This window comes from Microbispora sp. NBC_01389, from assembly GCF_045040095.1.
Taxonomy (GTDB): domain Bacteria; phylum Actinomycetota; class Actinomycetes; order Streptosporangiales; family Streptosporangiaceae; genus Microbispora.
Map to the genome: position 1 here is coordinate 1,967,579 of NZ_CP109552.1, position 26,404 is coordinate 1,993,982.

Genomic DNA, 26,404 nt, shown 5'->3' on the forward strand with positions numbered 1-26,404 from the left:
CAGGCGGTGAGGTCTGAAGAGCCTGAGAATCATCGGCAGGTGCTGCGCGCGGAAGGCGGGTTCGCCTATGGTGCGGTCAATGCTGATGTGAATGTCTTCCAGGGCCGTGGGCCCATGTGGGTGTTGACCGAGCATCGCCCCAGTGAGCAGCCCGATACCGCCACGTTGCTTTCTCAGCCCAGCCGCATGCTCAACGCTCGCTTCCAGATCGTCGATTTCATCGGCCGTCATCGGGAACTCGATGAGCTGACGCGCTGGCGCGATCAGTCTGGCTCTGCGGTCGGCGTGCGGTGGCTGCACGGCCCCGGCGGGCAGGGGAAGACACGGCTGGCGGCGGAGCTGGCCCAGCGTAGTGCCGCAGTCGGCTGGAAGGTCATCACCACCGCCCTGCAGGGCACGGTCTTTCGATCTTCTGAACGCCATGAAGATCTCCGGCTCACCGACAGCGCCGGTCTTCTGGTGATCGTGGACTACGCTGACCGGTGGCCGCTTTCGCAGTTCAGCTGGTTGTTCAGCAACAAAGTCTTCAGCCAGGGTGGGCCGGTCCGCGTGCTGCTGCTGGCCCGCACGATTCGGCCGTGGTCCGCTGTACGAGCCGAACTGGCCAAGCCTCCCCTCCTGGCCGACACCACCGACCAGGCGCTGGAACACCTTTCTGACGGCGATCTCCGTGAACGGGAACGAATGTTCACGGCCGCTCGTGACGCCTTCGCGGCCCGTTACGGTCTTGCGGACCCGGCCGAGGTGGCAACGCCCTCGCTGAAGCATCCCGACTTCGGGCTGACCCTCGGCCTGCACGTGGCGGCCCTGGTCGGTGTCGACGCCCACGTCGAAGGCGTACGCCCTCCGGCCGACATGGTCGGCCTTTCGGTGTATCTGCTCGATCGCGAGCGCGGGCACTGGACGGCGCTGTATGAACGACATTTGGAAGGGCTCGATTTCCACACACGGCCTTCAAAGATGGACCGGGCCGTCTTCACCGCCACGCTGACCGGCCCCACCACCTATCCTCATGCCGAGGCGATCCTGCGTAGCGTCGGCTTGGAGACCCACCTCGACCAGCTCCTCGACGACCACGCCGTCTGCTACCCGGCAGCCGATGGCGAGGCGGTTCTCGAGCCGATGTATCCCGATCGCCTCGCCGAGGACTTCCTGGCACTCCACCTTCCGGCGCACAACGTCGCCGCGCACCCTCCAGCGCCTTGGGCCCCGTCGATCCTCGACATCCTCGTCGCCCGCGAGGCCGATGGCCGCCCACCGGCGCACGCTGCCCGTGTGATGACATTTCTGACCGCAGCCGCCGCACGAGACCGATGGCCTCACGTGGCCTCCCACTTGAACAGGATCCTTGCAGCCGACCCGGGGCTTGCTCTGGAGGCGGGCAGCGCAGCCCTGATCGCGCTGGCTGACCTCGTTGACCTCGACTGGGCTGTCTTGTTCGACATCCATGCCCACCTGCCGTCCGACCGGCACATCGATCTCGATGCCGGTATGGCGGCCATCGCCCTCCGATACGCGGACGGCATCATCGCGAGGACGAGGGATCCGCTCCTTCGCGCATATGTCCTCAATAGCGCTGCAGTCCGGCTGAGGCACGCGGGGATGCGCGAAGAGGCAGCGACCGCGTCAGAAGCGGCGGTATCCGAATCGCGACGGGCAGGCGTATCTCCAGGGCCGCACGTCACACAGGCCAAACTGTATCTGCTGCTCCATGCGCAAGCATTGATCAACCACTCGTCCAATCTGGGCGATCTCGAAAGGTGGGATTCGTCGAGGGAGGCCGCTGAGGAGGCCATCGCACTCCTCGGCAAGCTGCCCAGGAAGGAGGCGGCTCGCCACGCGGCCCATCGTGCCTTGGCTCTGAACAACCTGGGACGTGCCTGGGCCGGCCTAGGTAGGTGGGATCAGGCGCTCAAGGCCACCGACGAGGCGATCCAGACATACCGGGTGCTGGTCCGGAACGATCCCGACCAGCACGAGCCTGGCCTTGCCCGTTCGCTGTCCAACGCGGCCACACAGTTTTCGGAGCTCGGACGGCCCGAGGACGCGGTGCGCGCAGCCCAGGAGTCTTTGGGGATTCGCCGCCGTCTGGCCGGGGGCAGCCCAGCGACACACCTTCCCGATCTGGCCAAGTCCGCGATGAATCTGGGCGCGAAACTCGCACAATCCGGCCGCCGTGACCAGGCCGGCCAACCGGCAGGGTATGCCGTGGATGTTCTTCGTGAACTGGCGCGCGACAATCCCTCCGCTCACGATGCTGACCTCGCCGGAGCGTTGATCGCCCTCGGTTTCCAGTTGGAGGTGCGTGAGCCGGAGATGGCGCGGAAGGCGACACTGGAAGCCGTTGAGATATACCGGCGACTGGTCGCGGTCAATCGTTCTGCTCACGAGCCCGGACTTGCCGCGGCGTTGACCAACCTCGGTAAGCAGTTGTCGCTGTTGGGTGACCTGGAGGCGGTGCAGGCGACCACGGAAGCCATGAGTCTGTATCACGGGCTGGCCCGCGATAATCCGGCCGCGTACGAGCCCGACCTGGCGATGACGCTGCACAACCTCAGCGTGCAGATGCTGGACTTGTTGCATCAGCCGTTCGCGGCGTACGACCTGGCACGGGATGCCGTCGAGCTTCGCCGTCGCCTGCGGAATGACAACCCCGCGGCGCATCTGCCCGCTCTGGCGATGTCGATGAGTCATATGGCCAGAGTGGCGTGGATACTGGGGCATCGGGACGAAGCGCTGGCGGCCTCCGAGAAGGCGCAAGCGATGTACCGCAAGTTGACCCGGGACAACCACGTCATGCATGGCCCTGGGCTCGCGCAAGCGCTGGTCAACCACGCGGCATTCCTGCTGGATGCTGGGCGGCCACGATCGGCGCTGAACGCGGCGGAGGAAGCCGTCGAGATACACCGCGCCCTGGCTGGCACCACAGACGGCTCTGGCTTGGCGAGGGCGCTGACCACCCTGACGAAAGCACTGATGCGGACCGGCGAGCATGCCGATCGAGCAAGAAGTAGCCTCTCCGAGGCGATCGAGATCCTCAGGCCTCTTGCCGGCCAACGCCCCAGGGAATTCGGCGGGCTTCACACGGAGGCCTTGAATATAAGCCAGAAGCTCAACGGCGATGAACCGTCATGAGTCGCCAAGGCGCGAAGTCTCGGCTCGCGAAGCCGTAGACGCGCTCATTTTTCTGTCTCGGGGTGCGGTCGGCCGGAGTGGTGTCGACGACACGTGAATGAAAGCCCAGGTTGCATCCGCAGAGGTGTCAAGTGCTGGGTTTGATGGACCTGACTTGGCTCACGTTTCAAGATCACCGCCGATCACGAGCATGGGCACGACCGAGCCGAGTAGGAGGCCGAGGGCCAGGCGTGAGGGTCGCGGGATCGCCGAGGCTCAGCCGCCAGCGGTCACGAGAGCGGCTCCCCAGCCCAATCCCAACAAGCGGCCCGGCCAGTTCAACTCGGCGTACACGAGCACGACCGTCAGCAGCAGGACGACCATGCCAGCCATTCGGGACGATGGAAGCAGCCCGGGCCCATCGTCAGCCGCCGAAGGACCCGCACCGCGAGAGGATGCAACTGGCGCCCACGGTTGGGCCTCACTTGGGACGGCACGCTCCTAGAGCGTGGAGTTACGTTGCCATCCCATCTGTCCGAAACAGCTGTCGACGACACGTGAAAACTGGATCTGGCCCACATCTCGTGATCATCACGACCCCCTATGAGCATCACGTTGTGAGGAGCACGCGCTTGCGAAGCAGGTCGAAGGTGGCGCGGCCGTAGGTCTGCCGCTTGAGCATCTTGAGCCGGTTGACGTTGCCCTCGACAGCGCCGGAACTGTGCTGCAGGGTCAGGCCGTTGAGGACGGCCGCGTGGTCTTGTCGGAGGCCTTTGGTGAAGGACCGCAGGTAGGGCAGGTCGTCGGCGTCGACCTTCGCCATCCAGTCGTCGAGCCGATCGCCGCGACGTTCGAGCATCATCTGGGCGAAGCCCTGTACATGCCCGGCAAGGACATCCAGGTGCGGGCAGTCGGCGAGTGCCTGCTTGAGGGCGAGTTGGTCGTCGCTGTCGAGGTTGTCGGGATGGGTCATGATCCACGCGGTGAGGGTGCGCACCTTGGGCGGCTTGGTGACGGCGGGCGGCGCGACGCGGGTCTCGCGGAACGGGGCCAGGTAGTCGCGGACCGAGCCGTAGCTGCCTCGGTACCCCCGCGCGGCGATCTCGCGGTGCAGTTCCAGGACATTGGTACAGCCCTGGTTCCAGCGTTCATGCAGGTGAGGCTTGTACGGGTCAAGCTTGCTCGGCCGCCCGGCCACGCTGGTGGCCACGACGTCCTCGGCCGTCTCGGCGCGGTAGAACCGGCGGACGGTCTCCTTGGCCAGGCCGAGCTCGCGCATGATCGGCTTGATGCCCTTACCTGCGGCCTTCAACGCCTGGACCTTGGCGTAGCGTTCGCGCGTGCGGACCACGATCGCGCTGGTCTCCGCGCGGGCCTTAGCCGCGTTGTCGGCCAGTTGCTGCAGGTCGCGGTCGGGTTTGCCGGCGACCGGGGCTGGCTGGGCAGGGTCGGCGCGGCGCAGACAGTGGTGGTGGGCGGCCACCGTCTTCTCCACGTATTTGCCCAGGTTGTTCCACAGATGCCAGCGGTCAGCAGTCTGGATGGCGTCCGGTGCGCCGGTACGGGCGCCGTCGGCATAGGCTCCGGCGCGGTCCCGGCAGATCACCTCGACGCCCGGGTGCGCGCGCAGCCATGCGGCCAGCGTCTCGGCCTCCCGGTCGGGCAGCACGTCGACCGGGTCATGGGTGTCCATGTTGATCAGGATCGTTCCGTAGACGTGGCCACGGCGGAACGCGAAATCGTCCACCCCGAGCACAGTCACCACACCTATCTCCGGATCGGGCATCGCCCGGATCCGGCGCAGCAGCGTGCTGCGGCTGGTCCTCAGCCCGAGCAGGTCGGCCAGGCGGGCACCCGCGCGGCCCGCCAACGCCAGCGCGATCGCATCCAGCATCCCGGTCAACAACGGGCTCCGCCGCGCGTACGGCCTGGTCAAGCCTGCGATCTGCTCGGCGAACGTCTGGGCGGGGCAGAGGCTGTTGTCGCAGAAGAACCGGCGGGACAGCACCCGGATCAGCACCCTGCGACCGCCGAACGCCGCATCAGCGAGCCGTCGCTCATAGTGACTATGCACACGAGTGGAGACGCACCCGCACTTCGGGCATGTGCCCTGCTCGGCACGGGGACGAACCCAGATCGTCACGTACGCCTCGGCCACCTCCACGCGGTCAACAACGACGCCGGCCGCCTGCCTGCAGCGTGAGGTCGCCGCCCGCGAATCGCACGGCGGTGAGGCCCGCATCCGCGCCGCCCGCTTTCCTGCCCGAAAAGCGCTGGAGGACTTCGACTTCGACCACCAGCGGTCGTTGAAACGGCCGGTAGACGGCCGCGTAGCGAACCTTGCCGTCCTTTCCGACGCGGGGTCGGGAGAATCCCAACGGCGCTCACCCCTCTCGCTAGGTGATCTTGTGCCATCGACTTGCCACCAGGACCGTCCGGGACGAGCCGACTGTTGGCGGCACCTGATGGCAGCAGAATGGCTCTTCACCTGCGATTTTACTCGGAGGGTAGCGCAATGACTACACAGGGTTGAACGAGATGTAAAGGCTGATAAGGAAGAGGTCCCAGGTTCAAGTCCTGGTAGCCCCACCACGTATCACCAGCTCAGAGGCCAGTTCCCAAGATCAGGGACCTGGCCTTTTGATCGTTTGTTAGCCATTTGTTGGTGGGACCGCCCCTGACCAGGTGACAGAGATCAGTCCAGATCGACACGATGAGGACTGCCGAGGCAGTCACTTATGAAGCGGCCCAGGGTCAAGCATCCGGCCTGCACCGGCTGCGATCCCCAGCATGCAGAACGCCTCGGCCTCGCCCCAGACCAGAGCCACCAGCGACGCTCTGTCCGGCTACCGCGAGCGGCTAGCGCCTGCGCATGACGTCGCCATCCCGTGCAAGCGAGAACCAGAGCGGGTCGTTCACGAGCTAACTCTCCGTGCCCCTCCGCGACGCCCGCCGGGGTCACCAGGACCGCGTCCTGACTGTGACACTGGATCACCTCGTCCAGATCGTGCCTGTTGAAGGCGTCGTGCAGCCTTTGCTTGAGCCAGCGGGCGTCCGGCATGCACATGGCGCGTCCCCCTCACTGCCGGCGGTCGGACCGCGGGGCCCCGCGGCCGCCACGGGAGGGTCAGCCGGTGCCGGCGGGATGCAGGACGACCTTGGTCCAGCCAGGATCCCGCCGGTCGAAGTGCTCGTAGCCGCCGGGCGCGTCGTCCAGATCCAGCTCGTGTGAGACGACCCACGACGGCCGGGCCTTCCCCTCGTGGATGAGGGTGCAGAGCTGCCGGTTGTAGTTCTTGACGTTGCACTGGCCGTTGCCCATGGTCTGGCCCTTGAACCAGAACATCCCGTAGTCGAAGGCGATCTCGCCCTGCTTGTAGAGGTCGTCGGGGCTGCCGGGATCCATGGGGATGAACACGCCCACGACCCCGATCGTCCCGGCGAACCTCACCGACTTGACGAGATTGTTCAGCGTCATGTTGGGATGCTCGTGCCCCTGGGGGTCGTGCGCCTGGTAGCCCACGCACTCGCAGCCCCGGTCGGCGCCCCTGCCGTGCGTGAGCTCCATGACCTGGTCGACCGGCGACGTCTTGGAGTCGTCGATCGGGATCGCCCCGATCTCCTCGGCCTTGGCCAGCCGGTCCGGGTGGCGGTCCACGACCATCACCATGCCCGCGCTCCTGAACGTCGCGGAGTAGGCGGCCATCAGGCCGACCGGCCCCGCCCCGTAGATCACGACCGAGTCGCCGGCCTGCACACAGGCGAGCTGGGTCGCGTGCCAGCCGGTGGGCCAGATGTCGGCCAGCATGACGTAGTCGCTCTGCCTCTCCCGCGCGTCGTCCGGCAGGACCAGGCAGTTGAAGTCGCCGAACGGCACGCGCAGCAGCTCGGCCTGACCGCCGTTGTACGGGCCCATGTCCGCGAAGCCGTAGGCGGCCCCGTCCACTCCCGGCTCCGGGTTGGTGGTGAGGCAGAAGGCGGTCAGGCCTCTCTCGCAGTTGGCGCAGAAGCCGCACGCGACGTTGAACGGCACGCAGACCATGTCGCCGACGCGGACGCGTACCACTCCCGGCCCCACCTCGACCACCTCGCCGAGGTTCTCGTGGCCGAGGACACGGCCCGGCTCCAGGTCGGTCCGGCCTTCGTACATGTGCAGGTCCGACCCGCAGATGTTGGTCGTGGTCACACGGACCAGGACGTCGGTGGGCGTCTCTATCCGCGCGTCCGGGACGTTCTTGACGCCGACCTGTCGGGGTCCCTCGTATACGACTGCCTTCATGATGTCCTCGCTTCTAGAGAAGCAGCTCAAAAACGCGGATCACGCGTTCCCACTGCTCGGTCCTCGGATTCTTCAGGCCGGGATCGAGGATGGTGAACGTGCGCGGCATCGGTCAGCCCTCCGGGTTCTCGTACGTGACCACGATCTCGCCGCCGGACAGTTCCACCCGGATGGTCGCGCCGTCGCGGACGTCGCCGGCGACCAGCGCCCGCGCGACCCGGGTCTCCACCTCGCGGGCGATGTAACGCCGCAGCGGGCGGGCTCCGTAGATCGGGTCGAACCCGCGCTCGGCGATGTGGCGGACCGCCTCCGGGCTGATCTCGAGCGTCATCCTGCGCTCGGCGAGCCGCGCTCCGATGTCGTTGAACATCAGCTTGACGATCTGCTCGATCTCGGCCTCGGTGAGCGGTTTGAACAGCACGATGTCGTCGATGCGGTTGAGGAACTCGGGGCGGAAGCGGGCGCGCAGCTCCGCCATGACCATCTCGCGCACCTCCGGGTCGATTTCGCCCGACGGCGCCGCCTTCTCACTGAGGTAGTGCGAGCCGATGTTGGACGTCATGATGATCACGGTGTTGCGGAAGTCGACCGTGCGCCCCTGGGCGTCGGTGAGCCGCCCGTCGTCCAGCACCTGCAGCAGGGTGTTGAACACGTCCGTGTGTGCCTTCTCGATCTCGTCGAAGAGCACCACGGAGTAGGGCTTGCGCCGCACGGCCTCGGTGAGCTGGCCGCCCTCCTCGTAGCCGACGTACCCGGGCGGGGCGCCGACGAGGCGGCTGACGGTGTGGCGCTCCTGGTATTCGCTCATGTCGACGCGGACGATGTTCTCCTCGGTGTCGAACAATGCCTCGGCCAGCGTCTTGGCCAGCTCGGTCTTGCCGACTCCGGTCGGCCCGAGGAAGATGAACGACCCGATCGGGCGGCGGGGGTCCTTGATCCCCGAGCGCGCGCGGATGATGGCGTCGGCGACCGCCCGCACGGCCTCGTCCTGGCCGATCACCCGCTGGTGCAGGATCTCGTCGAGCCGTAGCAGCTTCTCCCGCTCGCCCTCCTGCAGGCGGCTGATCGGGATGCCGGTCCACCGCGACACGATGCCGGCGATCTCCTCCTCGGTCACCACCTCGCGCAGCAGCCGGTGTCCGCCCTGCTTGCTCTCCAGCTGTTCCTCCGCGGCACGCAGCCTGCGCTCCAGTTCGGGGAGCCTGCCGTGTCGCAGCTCGGCCGCGCGGTTCAGGTCGTACATGCGCTCGGCCTGCTCGGCCTCCCGGCGTACGCTCTCGATCTCCTCGCGCAGCTGCTGCACCTTGCGCAGTGCGTGCCGCTCGGCCTCCCACTGGGCCCGCATGGCGTCGGCCTCTGCCCGCAGGTCGGCCAGCTCCTTGCGTAGCGTCTCCAGGCGCTCCCGGCTCGCCGGGTCGTCCTCCTTGGCCAGCGCGGCCTCCTCGATCTCCAGGCGCGTCACCCGGCGGGTCAGCTCGTCCAGCTCGGCGGGCATCGAGTCGATCTCCGTACGGAGCATGGCGCACGCCTCGTCGACCAGGTCGATCGCCTTGTCGGGGAGGAAGCGGTCGGAGATGTAGCGATGGCTCAGCACGACCGCGGCGACGATCGCGCCGTCCTGGATCTTCACACCGTGGAAGACCTCCAGCCGCTCGCGCAGTCCGCGCAGGATGGAGATGGAGTCCTCGACCGACGGCTCGTCGACGAAGACGGGCTGGAAGCGGCGCTCCAGCGCGGCGTCCTTCTCGATGTGCTTGCGGTATTCCCCCACCGTCGTGGCGCCGATCATGTGCAGCTCGCCGCGGGCCAGCATCGGCTTGAGCATGTTGCCGGCGTCCATCGCCCCCTCGGCGGCGCCCGCGCCGACCACCGTGTGCACCTCGTCGACGAACAGCAGGATGCGTCCCTCGGACGCCGTCACCTCCGTGAGCACGGCCTTCAGGCGCTCCTCGAACTCGCCGCGGTACTTCGCCCCCGCGACGAGCGCGCCCATGTCCAGGCTGAAGATCGTCTTGTCCTTCAGGCCCTCCGGCACGTCGCCGCGCGCGATGCGCTGCGCGAGGCCCTCCACGATCGCCGTCTTGCCCACGCCCGGGTCGCCGATCAGGACCGGGTTGTTCTTGCTCTTGCGGGACAGGATCTGGACGACCCGGCGGATCTCGCCGTCCCGCCCGATGACCGGGTCGAGCTTGTCCGCCCGCGCCGCGGCGACGAGGTCGCGCCCGTACTTCTCCAGCGCCTCGTACGCGACCTCCGGATTGGCGGAGGTCACCCGCTGATTCCCGCGTGCCTGCGTCAGGACCTGCAGGAAGCGCTCCCGGGTCAGCCCGTGTCCCTTGAGCAGCCGGCCCGCCGCGCTGTCGACGCCCTCGTCCAGCAGCGCCATCAGCAGGTGCTCGACCGACACGTACTCGTCCTTCAGCCGGCCGGCTTCCCGCTCGGCGGCGTCGAGCAGCCGCGACAGCCGTTGGGTGACGTAGACCTGGCCGGGAGCGGCGCCGGGACCGGTGACGCGGGGCCGCCGCTCCAGCTCGTGCTCCAGTTCGAGCCGGAGCTTGTCCGGGTCGGTGCCGGCGGCGGACAGCAGGCGCGGGACGAGTCCGTCGGGCTGCCGGACCAGCGCCAGCAGCAGGTGCTCCCCGTCGACCTCGGTGTGTCCGAAGCGGATCGCCGCGGTCTGGGCGTCGTGCAGGGCCTCCTGCGACTTCTGCGTCAGGCGGTTCAGGTCCACGATCTGTCTCCGGTCCATCTCGTACGGGTGCGCAGAGCCGCCTCCAGCTCCGCGATGCGGTCCAGGAGGTCCGTCACGAGGCCGAGGGAGGCGTAGTTGACGGCGAGCCCCGCGTGCAGGCGCTGAAGGCGCCCCACGGCGGCGACCTGGGCGGGCGGGAAGCACAGGCCGCCCGAGAAGCCGGTCCAGGCGTCGATCAGCCCGAGCGCCACGAGGCGACGCACCAGTTCCGGGTGCAGTCCCGTGGCCCGGGAGAAGCCCTCCAGGTCCAGGTGCCCGACGTCCACCTGGGCGAGCCGGACGAGCGGATAGGTCATGACGGGCTCCTCGGGTTGAACGCCGAGATCCTGGCCAGTTGCTCGTACAGACGGCGCTCCTCGTCGCCGAGCGTGGGCGGCACCATGATCCGGGCCTCGGCCAGCAGGTCTCCGGGCCGGCCGCGCGGGTTAGGCATGCCCTGTCCGCGCAGGCGCAGGCGGCGCCCGGACGAGGTGCCCGGCGGCACCTTGACCTTCGCCTCCCCGCCGGGCGTGTCGACCGCGACGGTCGCACCCAGCGCGGCCTCCGACGGCGTCAGCGGGAGGCGGACGTGGATGTCTCGCCCCTCCAGGCGGTAGCGGGGGTGGTCGGCGATCCGCGCGATCAGGTAGAGGTCGCCCGTCCTGGCGCCGTCGCCGCCCGCGCCGCCCTGGCCCGCGAGCCGGATCCGCTGGCCGTCGGTCACCCCGGGGGGAATGTTCACCTGGAGGGTCCGCCCGCCTCCCGGGCCGGGGATCGTGATGGTCCGCCGGCCGCCGCGGTAGGCCTCCTCGACCGTGAGCGGCAGCTCGGCCTCTTGGTCGGCGCCGGGCACCGGGCCCCAGCCGCGGCCGGTCGCGCCGCGCCTGCGCCTGCCGAAGACGCCGCCGAGCAGGTCTTCGAGGTCGATGCCCTCGAAGCCCTCGCCGGTGGTGAAGTGGATCTCCTCCCCGCCCGGTCCGCGGGCCCAGCCGGGCCCCTGCCCCGCCCAGCCCGGTCCCGCGCCGGCTCCCGCTCCGGCGCGGGCGTACGTCGCCGGGTCGACGCCTTCGGGTACGCGGCGGAAGTCCGGTCCGAACGCGTCGTACCGCCGCCGCGTCCCGGGGTCCGACAGCACCTCGTACGCCTCCGAGACCTCTTTGAAGCGGTCCTCGGCGTCGGGGGACTTGTTGACGTCGGGATGGTAGGTGCGGGCCAGCTTCCGGTAGGCCCGCTGGATCTCGTCCTGGTTCGCCGTTCTCGGCACGCCCAGGATCTCGTAGAAGTCGCGCTCCGCCATCACTCGTCGGCCTTCGTGGAGACGACGACGGAGGCCGGGCGTAGTTGCAGCGCGCCGTCGCCGTAGCCGGGCCGTACGACCTCGACGACGGTGCCGGGGTCGGCGTCCGGGACGGCGACCGTGCTGACCGCCTCGTGCCTGGCGGGGTCGAACCGCGTACCCACGTCGTCCCCGCGCGGGAAGCCGAGGCGTGCGAGCACGCCGACCGCCTGGTCGCGGACGGCCCGAACCCCCTCGATCACCGCGTCGGCGTCGGCGCCCGCGTGCTTGAGCGCGAGTTCGAGGTTGTCGACCACCGGCAGCCACTCCGCCGCGACCCGCGTGCGCTCGTCGATCCGCTGCCGGTCCAAGTCGCGCGCGGCACGCTTGCGGAGGTTGTCGAGCTCGGCGACGGCCCGCAGCCACCGGTCCTCCAGCTCGGCGAGCTTCTCCGCAACGGATTCCTCGACGGCCTGCCGGGGCTCCGGAGGTGGTGTCTCATTCCGCTCGGTCATGTCACGGGCTATTCGGAGCTGGTGAACTCGGCGTCGATGACGTCCTCGTCCGAGGGGCCGGCGGCGGCCTGGCCGGGCCCGGTCTGAGTCGGCCCCTGGGTCTGGGCCTGGGCGGCGGACGCCGCCACGCCGAGGCCGTGGTAGACCTGCTGCAGCTCCGCGGTCAGGCCGCGCAGCCGGTCGACGGGCGCCTCCTCCTTGATCGCCTGACGCGCGTCCATGATCAGCTGCTCGGCCCGCGCCTTCTCGTGCACCGGGACGGCCTCGCCCAGCTCCGACAGCCGGCGTTCCACCTGGTGGGCGACCGAGTCCAGCTCGTTGCGCGCGTCGATCGTGGCGCGAAGCTGCGCGTCCTCGGTGCGGTGCCGCTCCGCGTCGGCGATCATCCGGTCGATCTCGCTCCTGTCCAGGTTGGAGCTCTCGCTGATCGTGATGCGCTGCTCGGCGCCGGTGTCCTTGTCCTTGGCGGAGACGTTCAGGATGCCGTTGGCGTCGATGTCGGTGGTGACCTCGATCTGCGGCGCCCCGCGCGGCGCGGGCCGGATGTTCTCCAGCCGGAACCGGCCGAGCACCCGGTTGTCGGCGGCCCGCTCGCGCTCGCCCTGCAGGATGACCACGTCCACGGCCGACTGGTTGTCGTCCGCCGTGCTGAACGTCTCCGTGCGGCGGGCCGGGATCGTGGTGTTCCTGTCAATGATCTTCGTCATCACGCCGCCGAGCGTCTCGACGCCGAGCGACAGAGGAGTGACGTCGAGCAGCACGACGTCCTTCAGTTCGCCCTTGATGATGGCGGCCTGGACGGCCGCGCCGACGGACACGACCTCGTCCGGGTTGACCGTCATGTTCGGTTCCTTGCCCGCCAGCCGCCGCACGAGTTGCTGTACGGCCGGCATGCGGGTGGAGCCGCCGACGAGGATCACCTCGTCGAGGTCGTTCGTCGTCAGCTTCGCGTCGGCCATGGCCTGCTCCACCGGGCCCCGGCAGCGTTCGAGCAGGTCGTGGGTGATCTGCTCGAAGGTCGAGCGCATGAGTGTCGTGTTCAGGTGCTTGGGGCCGGTCGCGTCGGCCGTGATGAACGGCAGGCTGACCTGCGTCTGGGTGACCGCCGACAGCTCCACCTTGGCCTTCTCCGCGGCCTCGAACAGCCGCTGGAGGGCCTGCGGATCGCGCCGCAGGTCGATGCCCTGCTGCTGGTGGAACTCGTCGGCCAGATGGTCGACGACGCGCCGGTCGAAGTCGTCGCCGCCCAGGTGAGTGTCGCCCGAGGTAGCGCGGACCTCGACGACGCCCTCGCCGATGTCGAGGACGCTGACGTCGAACGTGCCCCCGCCCAGATCGAAGACGAGAACGGTCTCGTTGCCCTTCTTGTCCAGGCCGTACGCCAGGGCCGCCGCGGTCGGCTCGTTGATGATCCGCAGGACCTCCAGGCCGGCGATCTTGCCGGCGTCCTTGGTGGCCTGCCGCTGCGCGTCGTTGAAGTACGCGGGGACCGTGACGACGGCCTCGTTGACCTTCTCTCCCAGGAACTTCCCGGCGTCCGAGGCCAGTTTGCGCAGCACGAAGGCGGAGATCTCCTCCGGCGCGTACAGCTTGTCGCGCACCTTGAACCGCACGGCGCCGTCCGGGCCCGGCACGACGTCGAACGAGACCGCCTTGATCTCGCTCTGCACCTCGTCGAACTTGCGTCCGATGAAGCGCTTGGCCGAATAGATCGTGCCCTTCGGGTTGAGGATCGCCTGGCGTCTGGCCATCTGGCCCACCAGCACCTCGCCCTGGTCCGTGAAGGCCACCACCGAGGGAGTCGTGCGCGCCCCCTCGGCGTTCGGGACGACCGTCGGGTGCGCGTCCTCGGTGGTCGCGATGACCGAGTTCGTCGTGCCGAGGTCGATGCCCACCGCCTTGGCCATGTCCTCATCCCCCTCCTGGCGCTCACCTGAGCGCAGCGGCCTCACGAGCGTCGGTGAGCACTCGCCGGGCCTCGTCGGCGAATTCGGGGTCCACGAGGATGTCGTAGTGGTCGGCGACGACCGCGGGCATCGAGGCGAACGCCCGGTGCTGCACCACGTGACTGATCGCACCCCAGACGAGGCCGAAGATCAGCCCGAGCACGATCGAGGAGCCGATGGCCCATCCGGCCCACGGGCTGAAGATCGCGAATATCAAGCCGATGAGAAGACCGATCCAGCCGCCGGTACCCGCGCCGGTGACGAGCGCCCTGCCGAGGCCCCACCGCCCGAGTACCTTCTCCTCCCACCTCAGATCGCAGCCCACGATGGTGACGTGTGCGATCGGGAAGTCGTGGCGGGCCAGGACGTCCACCGCGTGCTGGGCCGCGTCGTAGCCGCTGTAGGTGGCCAGCACCGCCTTGTGGGGCTTTTCTGTTCTCGGGACGCTCACGGGACCAACCCCTCGGCTATTCCAGCTCGTGAAGAGAACTCGTTCCGGCGCCGGTGCGCATCGGCCCGAGCGGGAGAACCGGAAAGCACGCCACCTCCGACGTTGGCGGTGTCGGGTTCTACCAGCGAGAACAATCCCTGTGACGCGTGGTCCCTCGCCGGCTTGTGGAACACCCCGACGGAATTTTCGTCTCCCTCATGCCAGCATCCCGCCTGCCGTTCCCTCGCACCACCCTTCCTGTCCCTCATCTGCGTTGCATGAGCAGTGGCAGTTCGCCCAGGGGGAGCGCCAGGTGCGAAGCAACTCCGTACTTACTCGGTCAGGCATCATGTGGCTCCCCGAAATTCATCCTTCCCGTCCCGCCGGACGGCCCGGCGAGCGTCGCCGACGGCAGCTCGTTGTAGGTGCGCCGATCGATTCTTGCGGCGCTTTCCGGATCGAGAGATCACCGCCGGAGCGAGGCGGGGACAGTCGGGACTGCTCTCGACCAGCGCTTGCGCCTATGCTTCACCTGCGATTCGCCTATCGACATGGCGACCCTGCAGGGCATCGAGAACCACCTCATCCCCGAGGGACCACCGCACCGGCGAACGCCGCATGAGGAGTGCGTCACCCCACCCACCTGCCGGCCCCTTCCCTCTCGCAGGTTCTCCGGGGCCATGCCTACCCGATACCTTTGGCTTGGAGCTCTGGTGATCGCTTTGTCCGCGGACGGCGTCGGTGTCGTCCTCGACCTCGCCGGCCCGCGCCCGCCGCGGGTGGCGTACTGGGGTGTCTGCCCGGGACCGCTCACCGGGCTTCCGCCGGCGCCTGGCCAGGATGTGGTGCCCAGCCAGGGCGACGGCTGGTTCGGCCGACCGGTGCTGTCCGGGCGTCACGACAGCGGTTGGCGTCCGTCCCGGTTCACCTTGGCCGAGGCCGTCACCGTGACCGGAAGCCGGGTCGAGGCGCTCGCCCAGGACCCTGACTGTGGCCTGGACCTGATCACTGAGATCGAGCTGACGCCTCAGGGTGTGCTACGGATGCGGCACACGCTCGTCAACACCGCCACCTCGCCGTACACGCTGGACCGCCTGGCCTGCCTGATGCCGCTGCCCGCGCAGGCCGGCGAGGTGCTCGACTTCGCCGGCCGCTGGGCCAGGGAGCGGTCCCCGCAGCGGGCGCCGCTGCGCCAGGGCACCTGGTCACGAGAGAACCGCCGTGGCCGGACCTGGTTCGACGCCGGCCCGCTCGTCGTCGGCACACCGGGGTTCGGGTTTCGGACCGGTGAGGTGTGGGGGGTGCACATCGCCTGGAGCGGCAACCACGTCCAGTACGTCGAGCGGCTCCCGGAGGGGGACAGCGTGCTCGCCGCCGGCGAGCTGCTCGAACCCGGCGAGGTACGGCTCGGCCGGGGGGAGTCGTACATTACGCCGTGGGTGTACTTCGCGGCCTCCGACGCCGGTCTGGACGGGTTGAGCCGCCGGTTCCACGCCATGCTGCGCGCCCGGGCGAATCATCCGGGATCGGCGCGCCCGGTGACGATGAACACCTGGGAGGCGGTCTACTTCGACCACCGCGAGGACCGCCTGCTCGCGCTCGCCGACGCCGCGGCGGAGGTGGGGGCCGAGCGGTTCGTCGTCGACGACGGCTGGTTCCGCCACCGCAGGAGCGACGACGCGGGCCTGGGCGACTGGTACGTGGACGAGACCGTCTGGCCCGACGGCCTGCACAAACTGGTCCGGCGGGTGCGCGAGCACGGCATGCAGTTCGGGCTGTGGTTCGAACCCGAGATGGCCAACGTCGACTCCGATCTGGTCCGTGCCCATCCGGACTGGCTGCTGGCCGACCCGCGGCGGTGGCCGCTACCCCGGCGCAGCCAGCACACTCTGGACCTGGCGCATCCCGAGGTGTACGCCTACCTGCTGGAACGGATCAGCAGCACGGTGGTCGAGTACGGCATCGACTACATCAAGTGGGATCACAACCGTGACCTGGCCGAGCCCGTGCACGAAGGCGTGCCCGGGACTCATGCGCAGACCGAGGCCGTCTACCGGCTGCTGGACGAGCTGCGCGCCCGGTTCCCCACCCTGGAAATCGAGTCGTGCTCCTCCGGCGGCGCCCGGGCCGATCTCGGCATTCTGGAGCGCACCGACCGTGTCTGGGGCTCGGACAACATCGACCCCGTCGAACGCCAGCACATCCAGCGCTGGACCAGCCTGCTGCTGCCGTACGAGCTGATCGGCTCACACGTCGGCTCCTCCCCATCCCACCTCACAGGGCGCGTCACCACGCTCGGTTTCCGGGCTGCCACCGCTTTGTTCGGACATGCCGGGATCGAGGCCGACATCACCGCATGGGCCCCGGCCGAGCGGGCCGCGCTGGCAGAATGGATCGCCCTGTACAAGGAACTGCGCCCGCTGCTGCATACCGGCGAGGTGGTGCGGGCCGACCACCCCGACCCCGCCGCGTGGGTCCACGGCATCGTGGCCCTCGACCGGAGCCGGGCCGTGTACGCCTATGTGCAGCTGGAGACCGGCGTCGTGGAGCGGACGGCACCGATGCGACTGCCCGGGCTCGACCCCGACGCCGAGTACGTCGTCGAGGCCATCGCCGGCGAGGTGTCGGGACCGCTCGACCGTCATCCCGACTGGGCGTCGAGCCAGGTGCGGCTCACCGGCCGCGCCCTCGCCGCCATCGGCCTTCCCGCCCCACGGTTCGCCGACAGACCAGGCACCGCCTTCCTGTTTCATTGCCTCCGGGTCTGAGCGCAGAAGCGCAGTTCGGAACCCTCGGATATCGCCCGGCGCTCCCCGTGAGGTCTCGCCCGATCGAGAGTCCGGCCTGTGGGACGTGTGGGTTTCGCCGGCTGTGTGAGATATCCCTCCTGCGTCGTCGTGGCGCCGGCCGTCTGGGGAGGTGACCATGTGGTGATGACCTCCTCGCCCCGCCCGCCGCACGTCGGTGGCCGACCGGATCCGACAGGCGGGACCACCCCGCTCGGTGGAGAGCCCGCTCCCGCCCGCGGGTACCTGCTGGACAACGCGCGCGCCGAGGCGGGCGAGCGATTCGTCTGGCTGGCCGAGCTGTTCGACGGTGTGACGCGGGGACACTTCGATCGGCTGGGGGTCGGGGCCGGCTCGCGCTGCTGGGAGGTGGGGGCCGGTGGCCGCAGTATCCCGGAGGCGCTCGCGGCGGCCGTCGGTCCGACCGGGTACGTGCTGGCCACGGACATCGACCCGTCGTGGCTGAAGGCGGGCGACGGTTACGAGGTGCGCCGGCACGACGTCGCCGCTGATCCGCCCCCGGAGCCGGGGACGTTCGATCTGGTGCACGCCCGGCTCGTGCTGGTCCACGTACCCGACCGGGCCCGGGCGTTGGCCACGATGGCGGCGGCGCTGCGGCCCGGCGGCTGGCTGCTGGTCGAGGACGCCGATACGGCTCTGCAGCCACTGGCATGCCTGGACGACAGCGGCCCGGCGCAGCGGCGGGCCAACCGGCTGCGCGACGCGGTCCGGGAGCTGCTGGCGCGCCGCGGCGCGGACCTGCGCTACGGCCGGACACTGCCGCGGGCACTGCGTGAGGCCGGCTTGGTAGACGTCGCCGCGGCGGGCTCTTTCCCGGTCGGCGGGCCGGACTGCGACCGGCTGGAGGCGGCGACCATCCGGCACGTGCGCGGCGAGCTGCTCGCGGCCGGCCTGGCCGACGACGCCGAGATCAACGCGCACCTGGCCGCCATCCACGCGGGCGAACTCGATCTGACACTCGCGCCGCTGATCTCGGCCTGGGGGCGCCGTCCAGCCGAGCACCCGCCGGCACTCGGTTAGGCGCGGATCCAGGCGTTGTCGCCGAGACCTTCGCCGACCCGGAGGAGGCTGATTGCCGATTCAACCCCGGCACGAAGATCAGCAAGGCGGACTGGGACCGCTACACCGGCGGCGCGGACTGGTCGGACTACAAACAAGAAGACAACCCTGACGCCATTTTCGTCTGCCACATCAGGCCGGGCTCCGTGTAACGCCCCGCTGAGCCGCGGCAGGATGCCACGGCAGGAGCTTCAGCGCCCCCATGTCCGAAGAAGCCCAGGCGGCTCAGGACGAGGTGCCCCTGTCAGCTGGTTTCCTCCTCCGCCACATCAGCAGTGCCCCGGCTCCGGCGAGTGCCGCCCCCGCCACAGCCGCCCATGTCCAGCCGGGGAGGCCGCCCTGCTCGTCCGTCCCGCCCATCGCGCGCACGGGCGTACGCGACGGCACCGGAGCACTGGGCACCGGAGCGCTGGTCACGGGCGCGCTGGACGCGGGAGCGCTCGGCGGCGGAGCCGACGAGGAACGCACGGTGAAGGGGATCTCCCCTTCGATGGGGCTGCCATCGGCGGCGACGACGCGCCATACGACGGTGTAACTCCCGGAGGGAAGCGGCTCGTCGACGTCCACGGTCACTTTGGCGCCCCGGACTCGGGGTGTGCCGGACGGAAGGCGCTGCCCGGCCGCGTCGTGCAGGAGCACGACGGGATAACGCACGTGGCTGTTGAACTCCAGCTCGATGAGATCGAGGCCGGAGACCACGGCGTCGCTGACGGGTGTGCTCGATCGCAGGGTGTCGTGCGCCCGCGCCGGTGCGGCGAACACTCCAAGGACGGCGCACAGAAGGCCGAGGAGCAGAAACGCTCCGGCTGTTTTCCCTGTCACTCGCCCTCACCGTTCTCGTGGCCCGATGGGCGGTCCTCCGAGTTGTCCGGGAGCGTCGCCGGTTTCCTGCCCCGCGCCACCAGGACGGCGGCCACTCCGAGTACCGCGACCGCGGCCACGACCGCCCAGATCCAGCCCGGTGTGCCGGTCTCCCGATCCGGGCGGTCCGCTCCGGCCACCGGGGTGGCGGTCGGCGCCGTACCTCCGGCCGACGTCACCGACGATGATCCGACGACGAACGGAATCTCCCCCTGGATGGGGTGGCCGTCGGAGGAGACGACCCGCCAGGCGATGGTGTAGCCGCCCGGGGGAAGCGGGCCCGAGACCGCTTCCGTCACCATGGAGTCGCTGACGCGTGGAGTCCCCGACTCGAAGCGGCGTCCGGTCGCGTCATGAAGGACGACCACGGGAAAACTGACATGCGCGCTGAACTCCAGCTCGATCTCGCCGAGACCGGAGACGACGGAGTTCGCGGCGGGTGTGCTCTTCTTCAGGCTGTCGTGCGCGGACGCGGGGGCGGCGAACACCACCGCGAAGAGGCACGCGATGCCGAACAGGAGAACCGCTCTGAGCGAGGGACGCTTCACGACAGGCTCCAGGCATGCGGGGAGGCCGTGGCCCGGCGTGTGACGGCGGACAGCGGTGTCATCGGGGATCTCCAGTCGTCGTGTGTGAACACCTGCGAGCGCGCGGGCCGTACGGACCGGCGTGAGCGGTCCGCGGTCGTCGAGGCGAGCCGCTTCCGCGGGCAGGCGTGACGTCCGAGCGGGCAGGCCGCGCGAAGGAACCCTCAGGAGGGCTCGGAGAGAATCACAGGAACACGAGAACCGGCGGTCCGCGCCGGATGACGGCGTGTCGCAGGACGGCCTCGCGCCGGGGCTCGCGGCTCAGGTCGTACGACGCGAGCCGGGGGCGGGGGCGTAGGCGGGCGAAGACGTGGCACGCCGCGAGCACGGCCCGGAGCCAGTGGATCGCGCCCGTGCCGATCCCGCGCAGGATCGACCACAGCGCCGCCTCGCCCCGCGACAGCCACCACCCCGTGACCACCGCCGCGGTGACATGCGCGGTGAGCATCCCGGCGCTCACTCCCAGCCGGTGCGAGTGCGCCACGGCCGTCGTCTCCATCGACGGCGAGCGCGACCCGAGGAGTTCGTGCAGGAAGACCTGGGCTGACAGGAGCAGGCCGATGACGACCCACGGTGACCTCTCCCGGCCCGCCATCGCCGTGGCGGTGGTCATGACGACCGCTCCGCCTGCGAGAAGGGCGGGGAGAGTCGGGGCGCCCCCGCCGGCGAACCAGTGCGCGCCTACGGCGAGGAGTACGCAGACGACCGTGAAGGCGGCCGACCGCGCGAGTCGCAGGGGTAGGGCGGCGCGCATGATGAAAACGACTATCGCACAAAGGCTGGTCAGCCCCAATACCGCCGCCATCGGTCGTTCAGGATGGGCTCGGGCCCCCGCACGAAGGCGAGAACCGGTGCCGGGCGACAGGGTGCGCGCGCCGGTTCCTTCGTTCTCATCGACCGCTCGCGCTCCTTCATGAGGCATTCGACCCAATTATTACGATTTGCACCGCATGTACTGGGGGTGGAGGAGGCGGTGTGCGATGATTGCGGCGCCATGACAGCCACCCTGCCCTTCCGTGCCGTACGGGCCGCCGCGTTCGCCGCGGTCTCGGTGGCGCTCGGCGTCGGGGCGCACGCTGTCGGCGGCGGGTCGGTCTCCGCGCTCGCCGTTCTCGTGGCCCTGTTCGTCGCCTTCCTGCCCGCGCACGCCCTCGCACGGCGGGAGCGGACGCTGGCCGTGATCCTCCCGGCCCTGGTGGCCTCGCAGGCGGCGCTCCACCTGCTGTTCTCGTTCGCGCACGCCCTGGGACCGGTCACCGACGACTCCGCGATGAGCGGCGTCCATGTCCACTCCGGGCTGGTGCCCGGCCTGGGCATGCTGGTCATGCACGGCTGGGCGGTCGCGCTGACGGCGGTCTGGCTGGCACGTGGCGAGGCCCTGCTCTGGGCCCTGCTGCGCCGGCTGGCGATCCGGCTGCGCATCGTGTTCGCCGCCTTCCCGGCCCCCGCGTACGGCGCGGTCGTCGTCCCGGTGATCGAGCGCCGGGTGGTCGCGCGGTCGGTTCTGCTCGGCCATTCGGTGGGCCGGCGCGGCCCTCCCGGCACCGTTCGCACTGTTCCCGCCTGACCGTCACCTGGTCGGCGGGCTCTTTCCGATGTGACCGGCACCCCCGGTAGTGGCGGGGTGCGTCCGGCGTGCGCCCGAGTACGCCGAATTCGTTCAGTGCAGCGGTACCAGTCACCGGCTCAGCCGGGTGAAGGGATCTTCATGTTCTCCCGTGTCATGCTCGTCGTTCTCAGCCTGGGCGCAGTGACGGCCACGGCGGCCTGCGGTTCCGAGGGGACGTCCTCCGTCTCATCGGCAGCGCCGTCGGCGGTGGCGGTGGCGGCCTCTCCGTCATCCTCCGCAGTCGCTCTCAGCATCACCGACCCGTGGGTCAAGACCACCAAGAAGGGGATGACCGCCGCCTTCGGCACGCTGGTCAACAACTCCGATTCGGACGTCACCGTCATCGCCGGCAGCACTCCCGCGGCACCCATGGTGGAGTTGCACGAGGTCGTGGAGTCCAAGGGGAAGATGGTGATGCGGCCGAAGGAGGGCGGTTTCGTGGTCCCCGCCCACGGCTCCCACGTCCTGCAGCCCGGCGGCGACCACATCATGGTCATGGACGTGCCCTCCGAGATCAAACCGGGGTCCGAAGTGCCGTTCACGCTGGAGCTGCAGGGGGGCGGCACCTACACCTTCACGGCTCTGGGCAAGGACTTCGCCGGAGCCAAGGAGAACTACCAGCCGGGCGCCGACATGGACGGCATGGGATGAGTGAGCGGCATGCTGGGACGGAGGACGGCTCCCGCCCGCGCCTGAGCCGCAGGGCGCTGCTGTCCGGCGGCGCCGTGGTGGCCGCCGCCGCGACGAGTGGGGCCGTCGTGGCCCGGGCGGGCGCCGACGCCGACGACACGCGTACGGCGGGCCGTACCACCGGCTCGGGCGTGAACTCGCCCCAGGCGACGGCGGTGGAGCCGTTCTACGGAGCCCACCAGGCCGGTGTCGCGACGGCTCCGCAGGCGCACGCCGCGTTCGTGGCGTTCGACCTGCGGGCGGGCTCGGACCGGGAGAGTGTGGCGCGGCTGATGCGCGTGCTCACCGACGATGCCCGGCGCATCACCCAGGGACAGCCCGCGCTCGCCGACACCGAGCCCCATCTGGCCGTGCTGCCCGCCCGGCTGACCGTCACCTTCGGCTTCGGACCGGGTCTGTTCGCGGCCACCAAGACGTCCGATCAGCGGCCGGAGTCCGTCGCTCCCCTCCCCGCCTTCCGCATCGACCGGCTGAAGGAGCGGTGGACGGGCGGCGACCTGCTCGTCCAGATCTGCGCGGACGACCCGCTCACCGTCACCCACGCGCTGCGGGTGCTCGTCAAGGACGCCCGGTCGTTCGCGAAGGTCCGCTGGACCCAGCGGGGCTTCCGGCGGGCCGCGCACTCCCAGCAGCCCCACACCACCCAGCGCAACGTGATGGGGCAGCTCGACGGGACCGTCAACCCCGTCGCCGGCACACCCGACTTCGACCGGGCGGTCTGGTTCGCCGGGGAGCAGGAGTGGCTGCGCGGCGGGACCACCCTGGTTCTGCGGCGCATCCGCGCGGAGATGGAGACCTGGGACGCCGCCGACACCGGCGCCAAGGAGTTCACGATCGGCCGGCGCCTGACCGACGGCGCCCCGCTCACCGGCGCCCGCGAGCACGACGAGCCGGACCTCGCGCGCCTCACCCCCGCCGGACTGCCGGTCATCTCCGAGTTCGCCCACATCCGCCGGGCGCATGTCGCCGACCCGGGCGCGCACATCCTTCGTCGTGTCTACAACTACGACGAGGGCGTCTCCTCCGACGGCACCGCCGACACCGGGCTGCTGTTCGCCTCCTACCAAGCCGATATCGCCCGGCAGTACATCCCGATCCAGGAGCGGCTGGCCGAGGCGGACCTGCTGAACGAGTGGACGACGCCGATCGGCTCCGCCGTCTTCGCCGTCCCTCCCGGCTGCGACCCCAAGGGGTGGATCGGCGAAACCCTGCTGGCCTGACGCGGCGCCCCGCCGGCGCCCGGATGCCGCCGGAGGGCCCGCTCAGGCCGGGTAGGCGTGGGTCTCGGTGGCCTTGACCGAGGCCCAGACCTGCTCACCCGGGCTCAGATCGAGGTCGGCCAGGGCGGCGGGGGTGATGTCGGCGAAGGCGCTGACCGGGCCGTCGAGGTGGACGCGGACGTTGTCGCCGTGCCGTTCGATGCCGTCGATCCTGGCCCGCCAGAGGTTGCGCGGGCTGCCGTCGGGGCGGGTGCGGTAGAGGGCCACGGCGGTGGGTGAGAAGGCCACGAAGGCGGGCCCGTCGAGCTGTTCGGAGGTGTGCAGCAGCAGTTCGCCGACCTTCGCCCCGGCGCCGTCACCGAGCCCGCGGTAGAGGTTGAGCCCGACGAGGCGGGCGACGTAGTCGGTGCGCGGGCGGCGGGCGACCTCGGCGGGGGCGCCCTGCTGGACGACGGCGCCGGCCTCGACGACGACCAGCCGGTCGGCCAGCACCATCGCGTCGAGCGGGTCGTGGGTGACCAGCACGGTGGCGCCGTCGAAGTCGGTCAGATGGCGGCGCAGTTGGGAGCGGATCTCCAGCCGGGTGTGCGCGTCCAGCGCGGCCAGCGGCTCGTCCAGCAGCATCAGCCTCGGTCGTACGGCCAGCGCCCGGGCGAGGGCGACGCGCTGTGCCTGCCCGCCGGACAGCTGACGAGGCTTGGCCGCCGCCCGGTCGGCCAGGCCGACGCGCTCCAGCAGGGCGGCGGCGGCGCGGCGCGCCTCGGCCTTGGCGACGCCCTGGCAGCGCGGCCCGAACGCGACGTTGTCGAGCGCGGACAGGTGCGGGAAGAGCAGGTAGTCCTGGAAGACCATGCCGATCGGGCGGCGCTCGGGGGGCAGGGTGTGCAGCGGCCGGCCGTCCAGGGTGATGTGCCCGCCGGACATGGGGGTCAGCCCGGCCAGGGCGCGCAGCGCGGTGGTCTTGCCCGCGCCGTTCGGCCCGAGCAGCGCGACGACCTCGCCCGGTGCGACGTCGAGCGTGATGTCCAGGGTGAAAGCGGGCCGGTGGACGACCAGGGCCGATCGCAGACCGTCAAGGCTCACGGGCTGTTCACCCACCGATCGCGCAGGCAGGCCAGGATGACCACGGAGACGGTCAGCAGGACCAGGCTGAGCACGACGGCCGCCTCCGGCTCCGTCTCCAGCGCCAGGTAGACCGCGAGCGGCATCGTCCGGGTGGTGCCGGGGAAGTTGCCGGCGAAGGTGATGGTGGCGCCGAACTCCCCGAGCGCCCGCGCCCAGCACAGCACCGCTCCGGCCACGACGCCCGGCATGACGAGCGGCAGGGTGACCCGCCGGAAGACGGTCCAGCGGGAGGCGCCCAGCGTGGCGGCGGCCTCCTCGAACCGCCGGTCCGCGCCGCGCAGCGCCCCCTCCACGCTGATCACCAGGAACGGCATGGCCACGAACGCCTCGGCGACGACCACTCCGGCGGTCGTGAAGGGCAGCGTGATCCCGAAGGCGGACTCCAGCCATTGTCCGGCCAGCCCGCGCCGGCCCAGCACCAGCAGCAGCGCCACGCCGCCCACGACCGGCGGCAGCACCAGCGGCACGGTCACCAGAGCCCGCGCCACCCGCCGGCCCGGGAACTCCACCCGGGCCAGCAGCCAGGCCAGCGGCACCCCCAGCAGCACGCAGACGGCCGTGGCGGCGGTGGCGCACAGCAGCGACAGGCGTAACGCCTCCAGCACCTGTGGCTCGGCGAGCCGCTGGAGCAGCGTGGACCACGGCGCCCGGATCAGCAGCCCGGCCAGCGGCAGCACCAGGAAGGCCAGCCCCGCCACAGCCGGGAGCACCAGCATCCACGGCGGACGGCCCGCGACTCCACGTCCGGCGGCCGCCCCGGCGCCGGACGTGTCCGGGTCGTTCGAGGAGCCCATCGGGGTCAGGGCGACTGGAAGCCGGCCCTGGTCAGCACGTCCTGGCCCTGCTGGGACAGCACGAGATCGACGAACTGCTTGGCGAGGTCACCGGCGGGAGCCTTCGACAGGGTCGCGATCGGGTAATCGTTGATCGCTTTGTCCGCCTCGGGGAAGTCGATCCCCTGCACCTTGCCCGCCGAGGCGATCACGTCGGTCGCGTAGACGAGGGCGGCGTCCACCTCGCCAAGCTCGACCTTGGTCAGCGTGGCCTTGACGTCCTGCTCCAGGGTGACCGGGGTGACCTTCAGCCCGGCCGCCTCCAGCGCCTTGACGGCCGCCGCCCCGCACGGCACCTGCTCGGCGCACAGCGCCACCTTCACCTTGGGATCGGTCAGGTCCTTCAGCTCGTCCACCTTGGCCGGGTTGTCCTTCGGTACGGCGATCTCCAGCTTGTTCCGCACGAAGGTGGTCGGCCCGCTCGCCGGCGACGCGTCGGTGACGGTCTTCATCGTGGCCGGACTGGCCGCGGCGAACACGTCGGCCGGAGCCCCCTGGACGATCTGCTGGGCCAGCGTGGCGCTGGAACCGAAGTTGAACTTCACCGTCGTGCCCGGGTGGGCGCTCTCGAAGGTCCTGCCGAGTTCGGTGAAGGTCTCGGTCAGCGACGCGGCCGCGAAGACGTTCACCTCCTTCGCCGCGGCGGCCGCCGATGTGGAAGCCGAGGACGTGGCCGGTTCGCCCGAGCCGCAACCGGACAGCCCGGCGATCACCAGCGCGACGGGCGCGGCGACCGCCCATCGCGAAAGGCGCCTGAACACCAAGGGAGCTCCTTACGGGGTTGTGACCACGCGCTCGTGGCCGGGGATCTCGACGACGACGTTGGTGGACTTGATCACGGCGACCGCCACCACTCCGGCTTCCAGGCCCAGCTCGTCGGCGGCCTGCCGGCTCATCAGCGACACCACCCGGAACGGCCCGGCGGCGATCTCCACCTGGGCCATCACCGCGTCCCTGACGACCTCGGTGACGATCCCGCGGAAACGGTTACGCGCCGAGGACCGCCTGCCGTCGCCGGTCGTCTCGACCTGCGATCGGGCGAAGGCGGCCAGGTCGGCCCCGCTGATCTGCCGGTGGCCGTGCTCGTCCCGTACGGCGGCCAGCCGGCCCGCGTCCACCCACCGGCGGACGGTGTCGGAGCTGACCCCGAGCAACGCGGCGGCCTCACTGATCCGGAACGTCGTCACAGACCCTCACCTTACCCTTCGCAGATTCCAACCTGAATACCCACTGACCATCGCAGCAGCGCCACGATCTACGCCTTTCTCCTGGCATTCCCGAGAGCAAGAAGTCAAGCGCCGCTTGCGCTTGTCCCCCGTGCG

General features: G+C 70.1%; 23 protein-coding genes. 8 read left to right on the plus strand and 15 right to left on the minus strand.

The window, feature by feature from the left end; translation table 11 throughout:
- Nucleotides 1–39: 39 nt before the first annotated feature.
- A complete protein-coding gene (locus OG344_RS08750; RefSeq protein WP_405087774.1) occupies nt 40–3,135 on the plus strand; it encodes a tetratricopeptide repeat protein in 3,096 nt (1,031 codons plus the stop codon).
- A gap of 589 nt (nt 3,136–3,724) precedes the next feature.
- Here the strand turns inward: OG344_RS08750 and OG344_RS08755 are convergent.
- The gene (locus tag OG344_RS08755) at nt 3,725–5,356 is read right to left on the minus strand and encodes an ISL3 family transposase (RefSeq protein ID WP_405087775.1); all 1,632 of its coding nucleotides are present in this window, start codon (nt 5,354–5,356) and stop codon (nt 3,725–3,727) included.
- Between OG344_RS08755 and OG344_RS08760 the strand changes: the two genes are divergently transcribed.
- Nucleotides 5,250–5,633: an ATP-binding protein gene (locus OG344_RS08760; RefSeq protein WP_405089062.1), complete on the plus strand. Its 384-nt coding sequence runs from the start codon at nt 5,250–5,252 to the stop codon at nt 5,631–5,633. The genes OG344_RS08755 and OG344_RS08760 overlap by 107 nt on opposite strands.
- A 608-nt stretch (nt 5,634–6,241) precedes the next feature.
- On the opposite strand, the gene OG344_RS08765 is transcribed toward OG344_RS08760, so the two are convergent.
- The 7 genes from OG344_RS08765 to OG344_RS08795 form a co-directional block, all read right to left on the minus strand.
- The gene (locus OG344_RS08765; protein WP_405087776.1) at nt 6,242–7,393 is read right to left on the minus strand and encodes a glutathione-independent formaldehyde dehydrogenase; all 1,152 of its coding nucleotides are present in this window, start codon (nt 7,391–7,393) and stop codon (nt 6,242–6,244) included.
- A 112-nt stretch (nt 7,394–7,505) separates the two neighbouring features.
- Nucleotides 7,506–10,124: an ATP-dependent chaperone ClpB gene (clpB, locus tag OG344_RS08770; RefSeq protein WP_405087777.1), complete on the minus strand. Its 2,619-nt coding sequence runs from the start codon at nt 10,122–10,124 to the stop codon at nt 7,506–7,508.
- Entirely contained in the window at nt 10,115–10,441 is a 327-nt protein-coding gene (locus tag OG344_RS08775; protein WP_405087778.1) for a chaperone modulator CbpM, read from the minus strand. The genes clpB and OG344_RS08775 overlap by 10 nt, the downstream gene beginning before the upstream one ends.
- The gene (locus tag OG344_RS08780) at nt 10,438–11,421 is read right to left on the minus strand and encodes a DnaJ C-terminal domain-containing protein (RefSeq protein ID WP_405087779.1); all 984 of its coding nucleotides are present in this window, start codon (nt 11,419–11,421) and stop codon (nt 10,438–10,440) included. Before OG344_RS08780 ends, OG344_RS08775 begins: the two co-directional genes overlap by 4 nt.
- Nucleotides 11,421–11,915: a nucleotide exchange factor GrpE gene (locus OG344_RS08785; RefSeq protein WP_405087780.1), complete on the minus strand. Its 495-nt coding sequence runs from the start codon at nt 11,913–11,915 to the stop codon at nt 11,421–11,423. The genes OG344_RS08780 and OG344_RS08785 overlap by 1 nt, the downstream gene beginning before the upstream one ends.
- Before the next feature lie 8 nt (nt 11,916–11,923).
- Nucleotides 11,924–13,822 (minus strand): molecular chaperone DnaK, encoded by a 1,899-nt coding sequence (gene dnaK, locus OG344_RS08790; protein ID WP_405087781.1) that lies wholly within the window; start codon nt 13,820–13,822, stop codon nt 11,924–11,926.
- Between the two features lie 22 nt (nt 13,823–13,844).
- Nucleotides 13,845–14,312, minus strand: coding sequence for a general stress protein (locus tag OG344_RS08795; protein WP_405087782.1), 468 nt, complete (start codon nt 14,310–14,312; stop codon nt 13,845–13,847).
- Nucleotides 14,313–14,971: 659 nt separating this feature from the next.
- Here OG344_RS08795 and OG344_RS08800 point away from each other — a divergent pair.
- Together OG344_RS08800 and OG344_RS08805 are read left to right on the plus strand one after the other, a co-directional pair.
- Entirely contained in the window at nt 14,972–17,059 is a 2,088-nt protein-coding gene (locus OG344_RS08800; RefSeq protein WP_405089063.1) for an alpha-galactosidase, read from the plus strand.
- A gap of 165 nt (nt 17,060–17,224) precedes the next feature.
- The gene (locus OG344_RS08805; RefSeq protein ID WP_405087783.1) at nt 17,225–18,118 is read left to right on the plus strand and encodes a methyltransferase domain-containing protein; all 894 of its coding nucleotides are present in this window, start codon (nt 17,225–17,227) and stop codon (nt 18,116–18,118) included.
- A 264-nt stretch (nt 18,119–18,382) separates the two neighbouring features.
- Here OG344_RS08805 and OG344_RS08810 read toward each other — a convergent pair whose 3' ends face one another.
- Both OG344_RS08810 and OG344_RS08815 read right to left on the minus strand, forming a co-directional pair.
- A complete protein-coding gene (locus OG344_RS08810; protein WP_405087784.1) occupies nt 18,383–18,979 on the minus strand; it encodes a copper resistance protein CopC in 597 nt (198 codons plus the stop codon).
- Nucleotides 18,976–19,566: a copper resistance protein CopC gene (locus tag OG344_RS08815; RefSeq protein WP_405087785.1), complete on the minus strand. Its 591-nt coding sequence runs from the start codon at nt 19,564–19,566 to the stop codon at nt 18,976–18,978. Before OG344_RS08815 ends, OG344_RS08810 begins: the two co-directional genes overlap by 4 nt.
- Nucleotides 19,567–19,605: 39 nt before the next feature.
- Here OG344_RS08815 and OG344_RS08820 point away from each other — a divergent pair, with 39 nt between their 5' ends.
- Nucleotides 19,606–19,737 carry a hypothetical protein gene (locus OG344_RS08820; protein WP_405087786.1) on the plus strand — a complete coding sequence of 44 codons (132 nt, stop codon included), beginning with the start codon at nt 19,606–19,608 and terminating at the stop codon, nt 19,735–19,737.
- A 52-nt stretch (nt 19,738–19,789) separates the two neighbouring features.
- Here OG344_RS08820 and OG344_RS08825 read toward each other — a convergent pair whose 3' ends face one another.
- Entirely contained in the window at nt 19,790–20,359 is a 570-nt protein-coding gene (locus OG344_RS08825; RefSeq protein ID WP_405087787.1) for an MFS transporter, read from the minus strand.
- Between the two features lie 240 nt (nt 20,360–20,599).
- Here OG344_RS08825 and OG344_RS08830 point away from each other — a divergent pair, with 240 nt between their 5' ends.
- The 3 genes from OG344_RS08830 to OG344_RS08840 all read left to right on the plus strand — a co-directional run bounded on the left by OG344_RS08830 (nt 20,600) and on the right by OG344_RS08840 (nt 23,124).
- Entirely contained in the window at nt 20,600–21,172 is a 573-nt protein-coding gene (locus tag OG344_RS08830) for an MFS transporter (protein WP_405087788.1), read from the plus strand.
- Between the two features lie 141 nt (nt 21,173–21,313).
- Nucleotides 21,314–21,865, plus strand: coding sequence for a copper chaperone PCu(A)C (locus tag OG344_RS08835; RefSeq protein WP_327048731.1), 552 nt, complete (start codon nt 21,314–21,316; stop codon nt 21,863–21,865).
- Nucleotides 21,862–23,124 (plus strand): Dyp-type peroxidase, encoded by a 1,263-nt coding sequence (locus OG344_RS08840; protein ID WP_405087789.1) that lies wholly within the window; start codon nt 21,862–21,864, stop codon nt 23,122–23,124. Before OG344_RS08835 ends, OG344_RS08840 begins: the two co-directional genes overlap by 4 nt.
- A gap of 42 nt (nt 23,125–23,166) precedes the next feature.
- Here OG344_RS08840 and OG344_RS08845 read toward each other — a convergent pair whose 3' ends face one another.
- From OG344_RS08845 to OG344_RS08860, 4 genes are read right to left on the minus strand one after another with little or no spacing between them, the layout of a single operon-like run.
- On the minus strand, nt 23,167–24,207 hold the full coding sequence (locus OG344_RS08845) for an ABC transporter ATP-binding protein (RefSeq protein ID WP_405087790.1): 1,041 nt from the start codon (nt 24,205–24,207) through the stop codon (nt 23,167–23,169).
- Nucleotides 24,204–25,043 carry an ABC transporter permease gene (locus tag OG344_RS08850; RefSeq protein WP_405087791.1) on the minus strand — a complete coding sequence of 280 codons (840 nt, stop codon included), beginning with the start codon at nt 25,041–25,043 and terminating at the stop codon, nt 24,204–24,206. Before OG344_RS08850 ends, OG344_RS08845 begins: the two co-directional genes overlap by 4 nt.
- A 5-nt stretch (nt 25,044–25,048) precedes the next feature.
- Nucleotides 25,049–25,843: a molybdate ABC transporter substrate-binding protein gene (gene modA / locus OG344_RS08855; RefSeq protein ID WP_405087792.1), complete on the minus strand. Its 795-nt coding sequence runs from the start codon at nt 25,841–25,843 to the stop codon at nt 25,049–25,051.
- A 12-nt stretch (nt 25,844–25,855) separates the two neighbouring features.
- Nucleotides 25,856–26,269 carry a molybdopterin-binding protein gene (locus OG344_RS08860; protein WP_405087793.1) on the minus strand — a complete coding sequence of 138 codons (414 nt, stop codon included), beginning with the start codon at nt 26,267–26,269 and terminating at the stop codon, nt 25,856–25,858.
- Between the last annotated feature and the right edge of the window lie 135 nt (nt 26,270–26,404).